The sequence below is a fragment of the Actinomadura flavalba DSM 45200 genome (assembly GCF_000374305.1).
GTDB classification, from domain to species: domain Bacteria; phylum Actinomycetota; class Actinomycetes; order Streptosporangiales; family Streptosporangiaceae; genus Spirillospora; species Spirillospora flavalba.
This window is the reverse complement of the sequence record NZ_KB894102.1, coordinates 1-16,357: the sequence shown is the minus strand read 5'-3', so window position 1 is coordinate 16,357 and position 16,357 is coordinate 1. Positions and strand designations below refer to the sequence as shown.

The 16,357-nt window shown below is 72.5% G+C and carries 16 protein-coding genes; 13 read left to right on the top strand and 3 right to left on the bottom strand.

Translation table 11 applies throughout. The features are described 5' to 3' along the window. Positions 1 to 103 precede the first annotated feature (103 nt). Positions 104 to 1,708 (top strand): ABC-F family ATP-binding cassette domain-containing protein, encoded by a 1,605-nt coding sequence (locus C229_RS0125625; RefSeq protein WP_018657977.1) that lies wholly within the window; start codon positions 104 to 106, stop codon positions 1,706 to 1,708. 36 nt (positions 1,709 to 1,744) lie between these two features. Here the strand turns inward: C229_RS0125625 and C229_RS0125620 are convergent, their stop codons facing one another. The 3 genes from C229_RS0125620 to C229_RS0125610 are packed head-to-tail and all read right to left on the bottom strand — an operon-like array spanning position 1,745 to position 4,040. Continuing rightward, positions 1,745 to 2,596 (bottom strand): ABC transporter permease, encoded by an 852-nt coding sequence (locus C229_RS0125620; protein ID WP_018657976.1) that lies wholly within the window; start codon positions 2,594 to 2,596, stop codon positions 1,745 to 1,747. Next, entirely contained in the window at positions 2,596 to 3,561 is a 966-nt protein-coding gene (locus C229_RS0125615) for an ABC transporter ATP-binding protein (protein ID WP_018657975.1), read from the bottom strand. Before C229_RS0125615 ends, C229_RS0125620 begins: the two co-directional genes overlap by 1 nt. Continuing rightward, complete coding sequence (locus tag C229_RS0125610; protein WP_240487396.1) at positions 3,540 to 4,040, bottom strand: MarR family winged helix-turn-helix transcriptional regulator; 501 nt, start codon at positions 4,038 to 4,040, stop codon at positions 3,540 to 3,542. The genes C229_RS0125615 and C229_RS0125610 overlap by 22 nt, the downstream gene beginning before the upstream one ends. 159 nt (positions 4,041 to 4,199) lie before the next feature. Between C229_RS0125610 and argC the strand changes: the two genes are divergently transcribed. The 12 genes from argC (at position 4,200) to C229_RS0125550 (ending at position 15,794) form a co-directional block, all read left to right on the top strand. Then, complete coding sequence (gene argC / locus C229_RS0125605) at positions 4,200 to 5,228, top strand: N-acetyl-gamma-glutamyl-phosphate reductase (protein WP_018657973.1); 1,029 nt, start codon at positions 4,200 to 4,202, stop codon at positions 5,226 to 5,228. Next, entirely contained in the window at positions 5,225 to 6,382 is a 1,158-nt protein-coding gene (argJ, locus tag C229_RS0125600; protein ID WP_018657972.1) for a bifunctional glutamate N-acetyltransferase/amino-acid acetyltransferase ArgJ, read from the top strand. The genes argC and argJ overlap by 4 nt, the downstream gene beginning before the upstream one ends. Further along, positions 6,379 to 7,332 (top strand): acetylglutamate kinase, encoded by a 954-nt coding sequence (gene argB / locus C229_RS0125595; RefSeq protein WP_018657971.1) that lies wholly within the window; start codon positions 6,379 to 6,381, stop codon positions 7,330 to 7,332. Before argJ ends, argB begins: the two co-directional genes overlap by 4 nt. After that, positions 7,329 to 8,525, top strand: a complete 1,197-nt coding sequence (locus tag C229_RS0125590; RefSeq protein WP_018657970.1) for an acetylornithine transaminase — start codon at positions 7,329 to 7,331, stop codon at positions 8,523 to 8,525. The genes argB and C229_RS0125590 overlap by 4 nt, the downstream gene beginning before the upstream one ends. A gap of 3 nt (positions 8,526 to 8,528) precedes the next feature. Continuing rightward, the gene (gene argF, locus C229_RS0125585) at positions 8,529 to 9,446 is read left to right on the top strand and encodes an ornithine carbamoyltransferase (RefSeq protein ID WP_018657969.1); all 918 of its coding nucleotides are present in this window, start codon (positions 8,529 to 8,531) and stop codon (positions 9,444 to 9,446) included. Next, positions 9,443 to 9,958 (top strand): arginine repressor, encoded by a 516-nt coding sequence (locus tag C229_RS0125580; protein WP_018657968.1) that lies wholly within the window; start codon positions 9,443 to 9,445, stop codon positions 9,956 to 9,958. The genes argF and C229_RS0125580 overlap by 4 nt, the downstream gene beginning before the upstream one ends. A 72-nt stretch (positions 9,959 to 10,030) precedes the next feature. Further along, complete coding sequence (locus C229_RS0125575) at positions 10,031 to 11,230, top strand: argininosuccinate synthase (protein ID WP_018657967.1); 1,200 nt, start codon at positions 10,031 to 10,033, stop codon at positions 11,228 to 11,230. A 124-nt stretch (positions 11,231 to 11,354) separates the two neighbouring features. Then, the gene (gene argH, locus C229_RS0125570) at positions 11,355 to 12,767 is read left to right on the top strand and encodes an argininosuccinate lyase (RefSeq protein WP_018657966.1); all 1,413 of its coding nucleotides are present in this window, start codon (positions 11,355 to 11,357) and stop codon (positions 12,765 to 12,767) included. Positions 12,768 to 12,769: 2 nt separating this feature from the next. Further along, positions 12,770 to 13,393 (top strand): DNA-3-methyladenine glycosylase, encoded by a 624-nt coding sequence (locus C229_RS0125565; protein ID WP_018657965.1) that lies wholly within the window; start codon positions 12,770 to 12,772, stop codon positions 13,391 to 13,393. A gap of 71 nt (positions 13,394 to 13,464) precedes the next feature. After that, positions 13,465 to 14,745 (top strand): tyrosine--tRNA ligase, encoded by a 1,281-nt coding sequence (tyrS, locus tag C229_RS0125560; protein WP_018657964.1) that lies wholly within the window; start codon positions 13,465 to 13,467, stop codon positions 14,743 to 14,745. Between the two features lie 249 nt (positions 14,746 to 14,994). Continuing rightward, a complete protein-coding gene (locus C229_RS0125555; RefSeq protein WP_018657963.1) occupies positions 14,995 to 15,360 on the top strand; it encodes an SH3 domain-containing protein in 366 nt (121 codons plus the stop codon). A gap of 56 nt (positions 15,361 to 15,416) precedes the next feature. Continuing rightward, complete coding sequence (locus C229_RS0125550) at positions 15,417 to 15,794, top strand: hypothetical protein (RefSeq protein WP_155885053.1); 378 nt, start codon at positions 15,417 to 15,419, stop codon at positions 15,792 to 15,794. Positions 15,795 to 16,357: the final 563 nt, after the last annotated feature.

The window sequence follows — 16,357 nt, the reverse complement described above, 5'->3', positions numbered from 1 at the left end:
CTTCTCGACGTCCCGGACGGTTTTTCGCTGTCCGGCGGGCGTGCCGTACGGTCCGCGGTGTCTCCACGAGTCCGCTCTTCCGCGAGAACCCTGGAGCCGCCCCATGTCCTTCGCCATCGTCTGTTCTGATCTGTCCTTCTCCTGGCCGGACGGCACCGTCGTCCTGGACGGCCTCGACGCCGCGTTCGGCACGGGCCGCACCGGTCTCGTCGGCGTCAACGGCGCGGGCAAGTCCACCCTGCTCAAGCTGATCGCGGGCGAGCTGACGCCGTCGGCCGGGACGGTCAGCGTCGCGGGGGAGACCGGTTACCTGCCGCAGGACCTTCCGCTCGGCACCGCCACGACCGTCGCGGACCTGCTCGGCATCACCCCGGCGCGCACCGCGCTGCACGCCATCGAGGCGGGCGAGGCGACGGAGGCGAACTTCGCCGCCGTCGGTGACGACTGGGACGTCGAGGAACGCACCCGCGCCCAGCTCGACCGCCTCGGCCTCGCGCACGTCGAACTGGACCGCACGGTCGGCACGCTGTCGGGCGGCGAGACCGTCATGGTGGGCCTGGCCGCGCGGCTGCTCGCCCGTCCCGACGTCCTGCTGCTGGACGAACCCACCAACAACCTCGACCTGGCGGCCCGGCACCGCCTGTACGACGCGATCGACGCCTGGAGCGGCGTGCTCGTCGTCGTCAGCCACGACCGCGAGCTGCTGGAGCACGTCGACGCCGTCGCGGACCTTCGCGGCGGCGGCGTCCGCACGTTCGGCGGCACCCTGTCGCAGTACGAGGAACTGCTGGCCGTGGAGAAGGAGGCGGCCGAGCGCACGGTCCGCGCCGCCGAGACCGACGTGCGCCGGCAGAAACGCGAACTGGAGGAGGCGCAGGTCAAGCTCGCCCGGCGCGAGCGGTACGGGAACAAGATCCAGGCGAGCCGGAGCCAGCCCAAGATCGTCATGGGGGCGTGGAAGCGGGCCGCCGAGGTCTCGGCGGGCAAGCACCGCAACCTGCACGAGGACCGGCTCGCCGACGCCCGCGACCGGCTGTCCGAGGCCGAGGACGCGGTCCGCGAGGACGAGGAGATCCGCGTCGCGCTGCCGCGCACCCGCGTCCCGGCGGGCCGCACGGTCCTCACGCTGGGCGGCCTGGACGCCCCCGAACCGGAGCCCGAGACGCTCACCGAGCTGATCGTCCGGGGGCCGGAGCGGATCGCGCTGACCGGCGACAACGGCGCGGGCAAGACGACGCTGCTGCGCCGCGTCCTGGACGGCGGCGACGACGTCCGGATCGGCGTGCCGGGCGTCCGGTACCTGCCGCAGCGCCTGGACGTGCTCGACGACGCCGCCAGCGTCGTCGACAACGTCCGCGCCGTCGCCCCGGACGTGCCGCTCACCGAGATCCGCGCGGGCCTGGCCCGGTTCCTGTTCCGGGGCCGCCGCGCCGAGCAGCCCGCCGGGACGCTGTCGGGCGGCGAGCGGTTCCGCGCCGTGCTGGCGTCGCTGCTGCTGGCCGACCCGCCCCCGCAGCTCCTGCTGCTGGACGAGCCGACCAACAACCTCGACCTGGCGAGCGCGGCCCGCCTCGGCGCGGCCCTGACCGGCTACGAGGGCGCGCTGCTGGTGGTGAGCCACGACGTGCCGTTCCTGCGCACGCTGGGCATCACCCGCTGGCTGCGCATGGACCGCGCGACGGGCCTGACCGAGGGCGAGCCGCTGTAGAGCGCGCCCGGGGGCCGCGCGCGGCCTCCGGGCGTCTCAGGTCAGCACCCGCTTGGTGAACGTCCGCGCGGACGCCCACACCAGCAGCACCGTCCCGATGAGGATCACCGGCCCGTACACCCAGAACGACATGTGCCCGACGTCGGGCGTGAGCGCGGCGCGCAACCCCTCGTTGACGTAGACCATCGGGTTGATCAGCGTCGCGATCTGGAGCCAGCGCACGTTCTCCAGCGCGGCCCACGGGTAGTAGACGCAGCCGAGCATCGACATCGGCATGAGGACGAGCCCGAACAGGATCTGCACCTTCTGCGGGTTCATCAGCGTTCCCATCAGCAGCCCGCCCGCCGACGACAGCAGCGACCCGGCCACCAGCACGCCGATGAGCAGCGGCCAGTTCGCGACGGTGATCTGCGGCGCCTGCCCGTCGGCGTGGATGAACAGGACGGCCGGGAAGACCAGCAGCCCGGCCAGCAGCGCCTGGAACCCGGCGGCGGCGATCTTCTGCACGGCCAGCAGCGGCACCGGGATGGGCGCGAGCGCCCGGTCGGTGATCGACTTCTGCCAGGACAGCTCCATCATCAGCGGGAACACCACGGCCATCACGCCCTGCATGATGATCGAGGAGCCGACGAGGCCGGGCACGAGGATGGTGGAGAACGTCTCGGCCCCGGCGGCGCCCCCGAACCCGCCGGAGCCGAGCTTGGGCAGCACGTAGGCGAAGACGAACACGAACAGCACGGGCTGCACGAGCACGCGCACGAACGTGGAGATGAAGTTCTTGCGCAGGACCCGCACCTCGCGCGCCATCATGGCGAGGAACGTGCGGCCGACGGTGACGCGCTGGGCGGCGGTGCCCGCCCCGGCGGCGGTCGCGGTGGTGGTGGCCATCAGTCGCGGTACTCCCGTCCGGTCAGGCTGAGGAACACGGTCTCCAGGCTGGGGCGGATCTGGCTGGCGTCGGTGACGACGGCGCCCGACCCGGCCCCGGCGGCGACGAGTTCGCCGAGCAGCCCGTCGGCCTCGCGGGCGAACACGCGGACCTGCCCGTCGGTCACCTCCACCTTGCCGACGCCGTCCCGGCCGTCGAGCCGCTCCCGCAGGCCCGCGGGCGGAGCGCCCTCGTAGGTGACGGTGACGACGGTGTCGGCCCCGGCCGTCGCGGTCAGCTCGGGCACGGTGCCCTGCGCGAGGACGCGGCCGTGGTCGACGACGGCGATCCGGTCGCAGAGGACCTCGGCCTCCTCCATGTAGTGCGTGGTCAGCAGGATGGTCTGCCCCTCCTTCTGGAGGCCGCGCAGCAGGTCCCACAGGTTGACGCGGTTCTGCGGGTCGAGACCGGCGGTGGGCTCGTCCAGGAACAGGACGTCGGGCCGGTGCACCAGCGCCCGCGCGATCATCAGCCGCTTGGCCTGCCCGCCCGACATCTCGAACGGGTTGCCCTTGCGCCGGTCGGTGAGGCCGAACAGCTCCAGCAGCTCGTCGGCGCGGCGGCGCGCGTCGCGGGCGCCGAGGCCGAAGTAGCGGCCCCGGAACTCCAGGTTCTCGAAGGCGTCCAGGTCGCTGTCGAGCGTGTTGTTCTGCGACACCATGCCGATGCGCCGCTTGACCTCGGTGGAGTCGCCGACGACGTCGTGCCCCCACACGCTCGCGGCGCCCGACGTGGGCCGGACGAGCGTGGTGAGCATCCCGATCGTCGTGCTCTTCCCGGCGCCGTTCGGGCCGAGCAGCCCGAAGAACTCACCGGGCGGGACGGCGAGCCCGATGCCGCGCACGGCGGGGACGTCGCCGCCGGGGCTCTTGTAGGTCTTGTGCAGGTCGGTGGCGTGGACGGCTAGTTCGGGGGGTTCGGGCATGTCGGGTCTCCGTCGTGGTCGGTGTAGGCGCGGAAGCGGTCCAGCAGTCCGAGCAGGAAGCGGCGCACGGCCGGTTCGTCGGCGGGGTCCACCGCGTACAGGCGCGCCAGGTCCGCGCCGATCTCCGCGACGGTAGCGTGCACGACGCCCCGTCCGGAGTCGGTGAGGTGGAGCCGGACGGCGCGCCGGTCGGCCGGGTCGCGGCGGCGCTCGACGTGGCCGTTGCGTTCGAGCGTGGAGACGACGGACGTGAGCGTGGCGGGTGTGACCATGATCTGCCGCGCGGCCTCACCGGCGCGCAGGCCGTCCTGGACGGTCAGGGCGCGCAGCAGGAAGAAGCCCGCCGGGCTGGTGCCGTGCTGCTCGACCAGCCGCCACATGACGGGTCCGGACATGCGGGCGATGATCGAGAACAGGCGCCCGATGGGCCAGTCGTCGGGCGGGCCGAAGCCGGAGAGGCCGTCCGTCAAAGGTTCCACGGGCTAAGTATTAGAGAGCTAATTATTAGGTGTCAAACGACTTCTGTCCGGTCTCGACCCCAGCGTCCCGGATCGTGAGAGGTTTCGGGTTCTGGATTGAATACTCTTCCACTCTCATGCATACTCTTGCTGTCTCCGTCGAAGGGCAGTGAGAAGCAGATGGGAATCCGGGCCGCCGTCGCCGGCGCCAGCGGGTACGCGGGCGGCGAAGTCCTCCGCCTCCTCGCCGCGCACCCCGAGTTCGAGATCGGCACCCTGACCGCCGGGTCCAACGCCGGGTCCGAGCTGGGCGCGCACCAGCCGCACCTGCGCTCGCTGGCCGGACGCGTCCTCGCCCCGACCACGCCCGACACCCTCGCCGGGCACGACGTCGTCTTCCTCGCGCTGCCGCACGGCCAGTCCGGCCCGCTCGCCGCCGACCTCGGCGACGACGCGCTCGTCGTCGACTGCGGCGCCGACTTCCGGCTCACCGACGCCGCCGCCTGGGAGCACTTCTACGGCTCCCCGCACGCGGGCACCTGGCCCTACGGCCTGCCCGAACTGCCCGGCCAGCGCGACGCGCTGCGGCAGGCCCGGCGCATCGCCGTCCCCGGCTGCTACCCGACGACCGTCACGCTCGCGCTGTTCCCCGCGTTCGCCGCCGGGATCGCCGAACCCGACGTCGTCGTCGTGGCCGCCTCCGGCACCTCCGGCGCCGGCCGCGCCGCCAAACCGCACCTGCTCGGCAGCGAGACGATGGGCTCGATGTCGGCCTACGGCGTCGGCGGCGTCCACCGGCACACCCCCGAGATGATCCAGAACCTCAGCGGCGTCGCGGGTGAGCCCGTCACGGTCTCGTTCACCCCGACGCTCGCGCCGATGAGCCGCGGCATCCTCGCCACCTGCAACGTCCGCGCCCGCCCCGGCCTCACCGCCGCCGCGCTGCGCGACGCCTACACCGCCGCCTACGCCGCCGAGCCGTTCGTCGAACTGCTGCCCGACGGCCAGTGGCCCGCCACGGCGATGACGCTCGGCTCCAACAGCGTGCTCGTGCAGGCCGCGCTGGACGAGCGCGCCGGACGGATCGTCGTCGTCGCCGCCCTGGACAACCTCACCAAGGGCACCGGGGGAGGCGCCGTGCAGAGCGCCAACCTCGCCCTCGGCCTCCCCGAAGAGACCGGACTCACCACGATCGGAGTGTCCCCGTGAGCGTCACCGCCCCCCTGGGGTTCCGCGCCGCCGGCGTCGTCGCCGGGCTGAAGGACAGCGGAGCCCGCGACCTGGCCATCGTCGTCAACGACGGACCGTCCCGCGCCGCGGCCGGCGTCTTCACCGCCAACCGCGTCAAGGCCGCGCCGGTCCTGTGGTCGCAGCAGGTCGTGTCGGGCGGACGCCTGCACGCCGTCGTGCTGAACTCCGGCGGCGCCAACGCGTGCACCGGCGCGCCCGGCTTCCAGGACACCCACGCCACCGCCGAGAAGGCCGCCGAGCTGCTCGACGCGTCGGCGGGCGAGATCGCCGTCTGCTCCACCGGCCTCATCGGCGTGCGGCTGCCCATGGACAAGCTGCTACCCGGCGTCGGCGCCGCCGTGGACGAACTGTCGCGCGGCGACGGCGGCCTGGCCGCCGCCGACGCGATCCGCACCACCGACAGCGTCGCCAAGATCGCCTTCCGGCAGGGCGAGGGCGGCTACCGCGTCGGCGGCATGGCCAAGGGCGCGGGCATGCTCGCCCCCTCGCTCGCCACGATGCTCTGCGTGATCACCACCGACGCCGACCTGCCCGCCGACGTCCTGGACCGCGCGCTGCGCGCCGCCACCGGCGCCTCGCTCGACCGGCTCGACGCCGACGGCTGCCTGTCCACCAACGACACGGTGCTGCTCATGGCGTCCGGCGCGTCCGGGACCACCCCGGACGAGGCCGGGTTCACCGCGCTGCTCACCGACCTGTGCCTCGACCTCACCCGCCAGCTCCTGGTGGACGCCGAGGGCGCCGCCAAGGCCATCGCGATCGAGGTCGTCGGCGCCGCCAGCGTCGCCGACGCCGTGACGGCGGGCCGCTCGGTCGCCCGCAACAACCTGCTCAAGTGCGCGATCCACGGCGAGGACCCCAACTGGGGCCGGGTGCTGTCGGCCGTCGGCACCACCGACGCCGTGTTCGAGCCCGACCACCTCAACGTCGCGATCAACGGCGTGTGGGTGTGCCGCAACGGCTCGGTCGGCGACGACCGCGACAAGGTCGACCTGCGGCCCCGCGACGTGACGATCACCGTCGACCTGGCCGCGGGCCCGCACAGCGCGACCGTCTGGACGACCGACCTCACGGCCGAGTACGTCCACGAGAACTCGGCGTACTCGACATGACCGCCGCCACGGGAACTACGCTGCGCGGCGGCCGGGCCGGCGCGCTGGCCAAGGCCGAGACCCTGATCAAGGCACTGCCGTGGCTGGAGCGCTTCCACGGCAAGACCGTCGTCATCAAGTACGGCGGCCACGCCATGACCGACGAGAGCCTGCGGCACTCCTTCGCCGAGGACATCGTGTTCCTGCGCTACGCCGGGCTGAAGCCCGTCATCGTGCACGGCGGCGGCCCCCAGATCAACGCCGCGCTGACGCGCGCCGGGATCGAGTCGACGTTCACCGCCGGGCTGCGCGTCACCACGCCCGAGGCCATGGAGATCGTCCGGATGGTCCTGGTCGGGCAGGTCGGCCGCGACGTCGTCGGGCTCATCAACCGGCACGGCTCCTTCGCCGTCGGCATGTCCGGCGAGGACGCCAACCTGTTCACCGCCGAGCGCAAGCACGCCCTGGTGGACGGCGTCCCCGTCGACATCGGCCAGGTCGGTGAGATCGTCGAGGTGCAGGTCGGCGCCGTGCAGGCGCTGCTGGACGACGGCCGCGTCCCGGTCGTGTCCAGCGTCGCGCGCGGCGACGACGGCGAGATCTACAACGTCAACGCCGACACCGCCGCCGCCGCGCTCGCCGTCGCGCTGGACGCGAGCAAGCTCGTCGTCCTCACCGACGTCGAGGGCCTGTACGCCGACTGGCCCGACAGCGACGACGTCATCGACAGCCTCACCACCGACGAGCTGGCCGCGCTGCTGCCCACGCTCACCTCCGGCATGGTGCCGAAGATGGAGGCGTGCCTGCACGCCGTGCGCGGCGGCGTCCCGCAGGCGCACGTGCTCGACGGCCGCGTCCTGCACTCGCTGCTCCTGGAGATCTTCACCGACGAGGGCATCGGCACGATGGTCGTGCCGAGCCCGCTGCGCGCCGCCACCCCCGAGGCGCAGGCCGAGGAGGCCCTGGCATGACGAGCAACGCCGACCTGCGGGCGCGGTTCCAGGCCGCGTTCATGCCGAACTACGGGGTGCCGCCCGTCGCGCTGGTGCGCGGCGAGGGCGCCCGCGTGTGGGACGCCGACGGCACCGAGTACCTCGACCTCATCGCGGGCATCGCCGTCAGCTCGCTCGGCCACGCCCACCCGGCGCTGGCGCGCGCCGTCGCCGCCCAGGCCGCGACGCTGGCGCACACCTCGAACCTGTTCGTCAACGAGCCCGCCGTGCGGCTGGCCGAACGGCTCGTCGAGCTGGCGGGCGGCGGCGCGCGGGTGTTCCTGTCCAACAGCGGCACCGAGGCCAACGAGGCCGCGCTGAAGATCGCGATCAAGTACGGGAAGACGCACGGCCGCCGGTTCTTCGTCGCGACCGAGAACGGCTTCCACGGCCGCACGCTCGGCGCGCTGTCGCTCACCGGCAAGACCTCGATCCGCGAGCCGTTCGGGCCCTACGCGCTCGACGTCCGGTTCGTCCCCTACGGCGACGCCGACGCCCTGCGCGCCTACGTCAACGACGACTGCGCCGCCGTGTTCCTGGAGCCCACCCAGGGTGAGGCCGGCGTCGTCCCGCCGCCGCACGGCTACCTCGCGGAAGCCCGCGACATCTGCGACCTCACCGGCACCCTGCTGGTCGCGGACGAGATCCAGTCCGCCATCGGCCGCACCGGCGCCTGGTTCGCCTTCCAGCACGAGGACGTCCGGCCCGACCTGCTGACCCTCGCCAAGGGCCTCGGCGGCGGCCTGCCCGTCGGCGCCTGCCTGGCTTTCGGTGACCACGGCGCGATCCTCGCCAAGGGCGACCACGGCAGCACCTTCGGCGGCAACCCCGTCGCCGCCGCCGCGGCCCTCGCCGTCCTGGACACCATCGAGGCCGAAGGGCTGCTCGCCCACGCCACCGCCGTCGGTGACGTCCTCGCCGAGGGCCTGAACGACGTCGACCACCCGCTGCTCGCGGGCGTCCGGGGCCGGGGACTGTGGCGCGGCCTCGTCCTGGCCGACGCCGTCGCCCCCGCCGTCGAGGCCGCCGCCCGCGACGCCGGATTCCTCGTCAACGCCGTCCAGCCCGGCGCGATCCGCCTCGCCCCGCCGCTCATCCTCAGCCCCGAGCAGGCCCGGTCGTTCACGGCCGCGCTGCCCTCCGTGCTCGACGCCGCGCAGAAAGCGAGCTGACCCATGGCCCGGCACTTCCTCCGCGACGACGACCTCACCCCCGCCGAGCAGGCGCAGGTGCTCGACCTGGCCGCCGAGCTGAAGGCCGACCGGTTCGCCCGGCGCCCCCTGGACGGCCCGCGCTCCGTCGCCGTCCTGTTCGACAAGCCCTCCACCCGGACCCGCGTCTCGTTCGCCGTCGGCATCGCCGAACTCGGCGGGCACGCCCTCATCATGGACGCGGGCGGCAGCCAGCTCGGCCGCGGCGAACCCGTCTCCGACACCGCCCGCGTCCTGGAGCGCCAGGTCAGCGCGATCGTCTGGCGCACCTCCGGGCAGCGGCGCATCGAGGAGATGGCCGCCGGCACCACCGTGCCCGTCGTCAACGCCCTCACCGACGAGTTCCACCCCTGCCAGGTCCTGGCCGACCTCCAGACGATCCGCGAGGCCAAGGGCGCCCTCGCCGGGGTGACCCTCGCCTACTTCGGCGACGGCGCCAACAACATGGCCCACTCCTACCTCCTCGGCGGCGCCACCGCCGGAATGCACGTCCGCGTCGCGGCACCGTCCGAGCTGCCGCCCCTGCCCGACGTCGTGGAACGCGCCACCGCCATCGCGAAGGAGACCGGCGGATCGGTCGCCGTCACCACCGACGCCGAGCACGCCGCCACCGGCGCCGACGTCCTCGCCACCGACACGTGGGTGTCCATGGGGCAAGAAGGCAAGGACACGGAGCTGTACGAGCCGTACGCTGTGCACGAGGCACTGGTCGCCCGCGCCGCGTCCGACGCGGTCGTGCTGCACTGCCTGCCCGCCTATCGCGGCAAGGAGATCGCCGCGTCCGTCCTGGACGGTCCGCACAGCCGCGTCTGGGACGAGGCCGAGAACCGTCTGCACGCACAGAAGGCGCTGCTCACGTGGCTCCTGGAGAGATCCCCATGACGACCCCGGTGACCAAGGCCGCCCGGCACGCCAAGGTGATCGAGCTGCTCACGCGCCGCCCGGTGCACTCCCAGGCGGAACTGGCCAAGCTCCTCGCCGACGCCGGGCTCGACGTGACCCAGGCCACGCTCTCGCGCGACCTGGTCGAGATCGGCGCGGTCAAGCTCCGCGCCGACGACGGCAGCCTCATCTACGCCGTCCCCGGCGAAGGCGGCGAGCGCATCCCGCGCACCCGCACCGGCGCCGCCGAGACGTTCGACGGCCGGCTCACCCGGCTCGCCGCCGAACTGCTCGTCTCCGCCGAGGCGTCCGCCAACCTGGTCATCGTGCGGACCCCGCCGGGCGCCGCGCAGTACCTCGCGTCCGCCATCGACCACGCCGAATGGACCTCCATCCTCGGCACCGTCGCCGGCGACGACTCCATCCTCGTCATCGCCCGCGACCCGGACGGCGGCGAGGACGTGGCCCGCTCCCTGCTGCGCCTCGCGGCCGGGCGCGAACGACGAAGTTAGGGGCTCGCCGCCCCAGCCCCCGACAGCACCGCCCATCCGACCTTCCACCATCCCTTTTCAGGAGCACACAGCATGAGCGAGCGCGTCGTACTCGCGTACTCCGGCGGCCTCGACACCTCCGTCGCCATCCCCTACCTCGCCGAGCAGACCGGCGGCGAGGTCATCGCGGTGGCCGTCGACCTCGGCCAGGGCGGCGAGGACATGGACGCCATCCGCGAGCGGGCCCTGGCCTGCGGCGCGGTGGAGTCGGTCGTCATCGACGCCAAGGAGGAGTTCGCCGCGGACTTCTGCGTCCCGGCCCTCCAGGCCAACGCCCTCTACATGGACAAGTACCCGCTGGTGTCCGGCCTGTCCCGGCCGCTGATCGTCAAGCACCTGGTGTCGGCGGCCAAGAAGTTCGGCGGCACCACCGTCTCGCACGGCTGCACCGGCAAGGGCAACGACCAGGTCCGCTTCGAGGCCGGGCTGTCCGCCCTGCACCCCGAGCTGAAGGTCATCGCCCCCGCCCGCGACTACGCGTGGACGCGCGACAAGGCCATCGCCTTCGCCGAGGAGAAGGGGCTGCCGATCGACGTCACGTCCAAGTCGCCCTACTCCATCGACCAGAACCTGTGGGGCCGCGCCGTCGAGACCGGCTTCCTGGAGGACATCTGGAACGGCCCCATCGAGGACCTGTACGCCTACACCGCCGACCCCGCCCAGCCGCGCGAGGCCGACGAGGTCGTCATCACCTTCGAGGGCGGCGTTCCCGTCGCCCTCGACGGCCGCGCCCTCACCCCGTACCAGGTCATCGAGGAGCTGAACCGGCGCGCGGGCGCCCAGGGCATCGGCCGCATCGACATGGTCGAGGACCGGCTCGTCGGCATCAAGAGCCGCGAGGTGTACGAGGCCCCCGCCGCCATCGCGCTCATCACCGCGCACATGGAGCTGGAGAACGTCACCGTCGAACGCGACCTGGCCCGGTTCAAGCGCTCGGTCGACCAGCGGTGGGGCGAGCTGGTCTACGACGGCCTGTGGTTCTCGCCGCTCAAGGACTCCCTGGACGCCTTCATCGCCGACGCGCAGAAGCAGGTGTCCGGCGACGTCCGGCTCACCCTGCACGGCGGCAAGGCCGTCGTCACCGGACGGCGCAGCGAGGCGTCCCTGTACAGCTACGACCTGGCCACCTACGACACCGGCGACACCTTCGACCAGAGCCTCGCCAAGGGCTTCGTCGAACTGTGGAGCCTGCCCAGCAAGATCGCCGCGATGCGGGACCGCGCGCAGGGCTGAGCCCCTGCCGTCCGCGCGCCGGGATCGCCCGATCCCGGCGCGCGGTTTGGCGTAAGCCCCGCGCCGGGTGTAATCCGGTGCGGTACAACGACCTGGCATCAGCGGTGGGAAGAAGAGGAATCTCGTGACCAAGGCACCGACGCGTCTGTGGGGCGGCCGGTTCGAAGGCGGCCCGTCGGACGCGCTCGCCCGGCTGTCGGTGAGCGTCCAGTTCGACTGGCGGCTCGCCCCCTACGACCTCCTGGGCTCGCGCGCGCACGCCCGCGTCCTCAACCGGGCGGGGCTGCTCACCGACGACGAGCTGGAGCGCATGATCGGCGCCCTCGACGACCTGGAGACCGCCTGCCGCGCCGGCGACTTCCGGCCCACCGTCGCCGACGAGGACGTGCACACCGCGCTGGAGCGCGGCCTGCTGGAACGTCTCGGCGCCCTCGGCGGCAAGCTCCGCGCCGGCCGCAGCCGCAACGACCAGGTCGCCACCGACCTGCGCCTGTACCTGCGCGACCACGCCCGGCAGATCGTCTCGCGGCTCGTCGAGCTGGAGACCGCGCTCATCGCGCAGGCCGAGCACAACCTCGGCGTCGCCGCCCCCGGCATGACCCACCTCCAGCACGCCCAGCCCGTGCTGTTCTCGCACCAGCTCCTCGCGCACGTCCAGCCGCTCACCCGCGACATCGACCGGCTGCGCGACTGGGACCGCCGCGCCTCGGTGTCCCCGCTCGGCTCCGGCGCCCTGGCCGGATCGTCGCTGCCGCTCGACCCGCAGGCCACCGCCGCCGAACTCGGCTTCGACGCCGCCGCGCCCAACTCCATGGACGCCGTCAGCGACCGCGACTTCGTCGCCGAGTTCCTCTTCGCCGCCGCCCTCATCGGCGTGCACCTCTCGCGGCTCGGCGAAGAGGTCGTCCTGTGGGCCTCGCAGGAGTTCCGCTGGATCGAGATGGACGACACCTACGCCACCGGGTCGTCGATCATGCCGCAGAAGAAGAACCCCGACGTCGCCGAGCTCGCGCGCGGCAAGGCCGGGCGGCTCATCGGCCACCTCGTCGGGCTGCTCACCACGCTCAAGGGCCTGCCGCTCACCTACAACCGCGACCTCCAGGAGGACAAGGAGGGCGCCTTCGACGCCGTCGAGACGCTGCTGCTCGTCCTGCCCGCGATGTCCGGGCTGATCGCCACGATGCGCGTCAACACCGAGCGCCTCGAAGCCCTCGCCCCCGACGGGTTCGCGCTCGCCACCGACCTGGCCGAACTGCTCGTCCGGCGCGGCGTCGCCTTCCGCGACGCGCACGAGGTCGTCGGGCACCTCGTCGTCTGGTGCCAGGTCAACGACAAGGACTTCGACGACCTCACCGACGACGAGCTGGCCAAGGTGTCCCCGCACCTCACGCCCGACGTCCGCGAGGTCCTGAACGTGCAGGGCGCGCTGGCGTCGCGCAAGGCGTACGGGGGCACCGCGCCCGAACGCGTCCGCGAGCAGATCGCGACGCTGCGCGGGCAGGTCGACGAGCACGCCGCCTGGGCCGCGGAGTCCTGAGCTTGACCCGTCCGCCGCTGCCGCGCGGCTTCTTCGACCGCCCGGTCGAGGAGGTCGCGCCGGCGCTGCTCGGCCACGTCCTCGTGCACGACACCCCGGGCGGCGCCGTCGCGGCCCGCATCACCGAGACCGAGGCGTACGCCGGGCCGCTCGACCCGGCGTCGCACGCCTACCGGGGGCGCACGCCGCGCACCGAGGTGATGTTCGGGCCGCCCGGCCACGCGTACGTGTACTTCACCTACGGGATGCACTTCTGCGTGAACCTCGTCTGCGGGCCGGACGGCACGGCGTCGGCGGTGCTGCTGCGCGCCGGGCGGATCGTCGCGGGGGAGCCCGTCGCGGTGGAACGGCGCGGGCGGTCGACGGTCCGCGACCTCGCGCGCGGCCCGGCGCGGCTGTGCAAGGCGCTCGGCATCGCCCGCGAGCAGAACGGGCTGGACGTCTGCGCGGCCGGACCGCTGCGGATTCTGGCGGGCGACGAGATCGACCCGGCGTCCGTCGCGTCCGGACCCCGCGTCGGCGTCACCGGCGCCAAGGACACCCCGTGGCGGTTCTGGATCGACGGCGACCCGACCGTCTCGCAGTACCGCGCGCACGTGCCGCGGCGGCGTCCGGCGCGTCCCTGAAAACTCGATAGCGTTCCCTGACGTCCGTCCCCGATCCTGGGACGGACCCGACCCCGACAAAGAGAGCCACCGTGACCGACATCCTGGACGATCTCGCCTGGCGCGATCTCATCGCGCAGTCCACCGATCTGAGTGAACTGCGGGCCCTGCTCGCCGCGGGGCCGGTCACGCTCTATTGCGGGTTCGACCCGACGGCGCCGTCGCTGCACCTCGGCAACCTCATCCAGATCCTCACGCTGCGACGCTTCCAGCAGGCCGGGCACAAGCCCATCGGGCTCGTCGGCGGCGCCACCGGCCTCATCGGCGACCCGAGCGGCAAGAGCGCCGAACGCGTCCTGAACTCCGAGGAGACCGTCGCGGGCTGGGTCGAACGCATCCACGGCCAGGTGTCGCGGTTCCTGCGGTTCGACGACGGGCCCACGGGCGCGCTCATGGTCAGCAACCTCGACTGGACCGGCCCCATGACCGCCATCGAGTTCCTGCGCGACGTCGGCAAGCACTTCCCGGTGAACCGCATGCTCGCCCGCGAGACCGTCAAGTCGCGTCTCGACACCAGCGGCATGAGCTACACCGAGTTCAGCTACGTCCTGCTCCAGTCCATGGACTTCCTGGAGCTGTACCGGCGGTACGGCTGCCGCCTCCAGACCGGCGGCAGCGACCAGTGGGGCAACCTCACCGCGGGCGTCGAACTCGTCCGGCGCGCCGACGGCGGCTCCGCCCACGCGCTGACCACCCCGCTGCTCACCAAGGCCGACGGCTCCAAGTTCGGCAAGACCGCCGGCGGCGAGACGTACTGGCTCGACCCCGAGCTGACGTCGCCGTACGCCTTCTACCAGTTCTGGATCAACGCCGACGACCGGGACGTCGAGAAGTACCTGAAGGTCTTCTCGTTCCGCTCGCGGGAGGAGATCGAGGCGCTGGTCAAGGAGGGCGCGGAACGTCCGGCGGCGCGGGCGCCGCAGCGGGCGCTGGCCGAGGAGATGACCACCCTCGTCCACGGCGCCGACGAGACGGCGCGCGTCATCGCCGCGTCCCGCGCCCTGTTCGGCCAGGGCTCGCTGGACGAGCTGGACGAGCGCACGCTGCGCTCGGCGCTGGCCGAGGTGCCCCGCGCCGCACTGCCGTCCGGCGCGCTGCCGCCGGTCGCGGACCTGCTCGTCGCGTCGGGCCTGTGCAAGAGCAAGTCCGAGGCCCGCCGCGCGATCCAGCAGGGCGGCGCGTACCTGAACAACGCCAAGGTCGAGGCGGAGGACGCCGTTCCCGCCGCCGACGACCTTCTGCACGGGCGGTACCTGGTGCTGCGGCGCGGCAAGCGCAACGTCGGCGGGGCGGAGCTGGGCACCCCCGCCTGACGCCTACGCCACCGGCCGCAGATCAGCGTCCTCATGCCGGGTTCCCGTTCGCCTTCGGGCGGTCGGGAACCCGGCATTTCCGTCTGGTCCGCCCGTCCGTCCCACGAAAGGATGACCACCCCGGGTATGACTTCCCGTGACGGGTCAACCCTTCGGTGTAGTCGAAGTTCCTCCTTGCGCATGTAGCTCTGAGTAGTCGTACGAACCCAGAATATGAGTACAGGTTCAACGACCGCAAGGAGCGCATCCATGCACGTGATCAAGCGCCCGCGCACCAGGTCGGCCGCCCTCTGGGCGCTGACCGCCGCGATCGGGCTCGCCACCGCCGTACCGCCCGCCGCCCACGCCTCGGCACCCGCGACGGCCAAGGCCGATCGGCGCGGCCACTTCGTCGTCGACGGCGTCAACATCCGCAACGGGCCCGGCACGAACTTCCGCGTCAACGGCAAGGGCTACGCGGGGGAGGCGTTCACCTCGCACTGTTACGCCCACCCCGGCCACTCCGGGCCCTACCGGTGGCTCTACCTGACGACCGACCGCGGCAGGGTCCGGGGCTATGCCGACATCAACCTTCTGCTGCACGACGACGCCGGCCCGCTGGGGCCGTGCCCGTGACCACGCGCGCGCTCCGGCGCGACACCGGCCGCATCTCTCCATCGGAGGAACACACCATGAACCGTGCGCGCGTCATCGTGCTCGCGGCGGCGTCGCTCACCGTGGGAACGGCGCTCCTCACGCCCGCCCCGGCGAACGCCGCACCCGTCCCGCTCCGCCCGGCCCCGGCGGCCGTGCCCGACGGCGCCATGGCCGGGCCGCCCACCGGCGACTTCACCGTCCGCGGCGTCAGGATTCGCGCCACGCCGCGCCGCGACGGGCACGTCCGCGGCCACGGCAACCCGGGCGACCGTTACACCTGGAACGGCGGGCAGCACTGGGCCGACCAGGTCACCTGCCCGAACGGCGAGGTCAAGGACCACTGGACGTACGTCATCAACAACCGCACGAAGGTCGAGGGCTACGTGTCGGACTGCTATATCCGCGAGGACTGACCGTCTGTCCCGCAAGCCGGGCCGGAGGCGAGGCGTGCGCGCCTCGCCGAAGGTCGCCGGGGCACGAGACCTGCGCTCCGGTTCCGGGGCGCGCGGACCGGTGTGCGGGCGGGCCGCGCGCCGTCCGCGCCGTCGATTTGACGAAGGTCGAGGAGGACCCTAATGTTCTACACGCCCCACGGGGGAGCGGGACGCCGACAAGGCGGCCGACTCCGGGGGAAGCCCTGATGAACTCCTCGGAAACGAGTCGTTGACGCGTGTTCGGAGAGTGAAACAGGACGAGACGCCCAGATTTGGCCTAACAGGACGAATCGGGTAAGATTGAAGGGTTGCCCCGGAGCGAGGCTCGCGTGAGCGGGTGGAGCGCGGTGGGTGTCCGTTTCTTGAGAACTCAACAGCGTGTTAAAAGCCAGTGCCTTTATAGCGGTCCGGATTGTTCCGGGCCGTACCCTCGAGGTCGGTCGCGTTTGAGTGGCTGGCTGGGGATTTCTTTGAGGCAATACGCTGGGCCCGGGTTGTTCGGGTTTGGTGTTTGCTGGGATTTCGATCCTTCAAGGTTTGGT

What these genes read in the sequence shown, in the direction of transcription:
- C229_RS0125625 (WP_018657977.1), top strand. Translation starts at nt 104, where the DNA reads ATGTCCTTCGCCATCGTCTGTTCTGATCTGTCCTTCTCCTGGCCGGAC.
- C229_RS0125620 (WP_018657976.1), bottom strand. Translation starts at nt 2,596, where the DNA reads ATGGCCACCACCACCGCGACCGCCGCCGGGGCGGGCACCGCCGCCCAG.
- C229_RS0125615 (WP_018657975.1), bottom strand. Translation starts at nt 3,561, where the DNA reads ATGCCCGAACCCCCCGAACTAGCCGTCCACGCCACCGACCTGCACAAG.
- argC (WP_018657973.1), top strand. Translation starts at nt 4,200, where the DNA reads ATGGGAATCCGGGCCGCCGTCGCCGGCGCCAGCGGGTACGCGGGCGGC.
- argB (WP_018657971.1), top strand. Translation starts at nt 6,379, where the DNA reads ATGACCGCCGCCACGGGAACTACGCTGCGCGGCGGCCGGGCCGGCGCG.
- C229_RS0125590 (WP_018657970.1), top strand. Translation starts at nt 7,329, where the DNA reads ATGACGAGCAACGCCGACCTGCGGGCGCGGTTCCAGGCCGCGTTCATG.
- argF (WP_018657969.1), top strand. Translation starts at nt 8,529, where the DNA reads ATGGCCCGGCACTTCCTCCGCGACGACGACCTCACCCCCGCCGAGCAG.
- C229_RS0125580 (WP_018657968.1), top strand. Translation starts at nt 9,443, where the DNA reads ATGACGACCCCGGTGACCAAGGCCGCCCGGCACGCCAAGGTGATCGAG.
- C229_RS0125575 (WP_018657967.1), top strand. Translation starts at nt 10,031, where the DNA reads ATGAGCGAGCGCGTCGTACTCGCGTACTCCGGCGGCCTCGACACCTCC.
- C229_RS0125555 (WP_018657963.1), top strand. Translation starts at nt 14,995, where the DNA reads ATGCACGTGATCAAGCGCCCGCGCACCAGGTCGGCCGCCCTCTGGGCG.
- C229_RS0125550 (WP_155885053.1), top strand. Translation starts at nt 15,417, where the DNA reads ATGAACCGTGCGCGCGTCATCGTGCTCGCGGCGGCGTCGCTCACCGTG.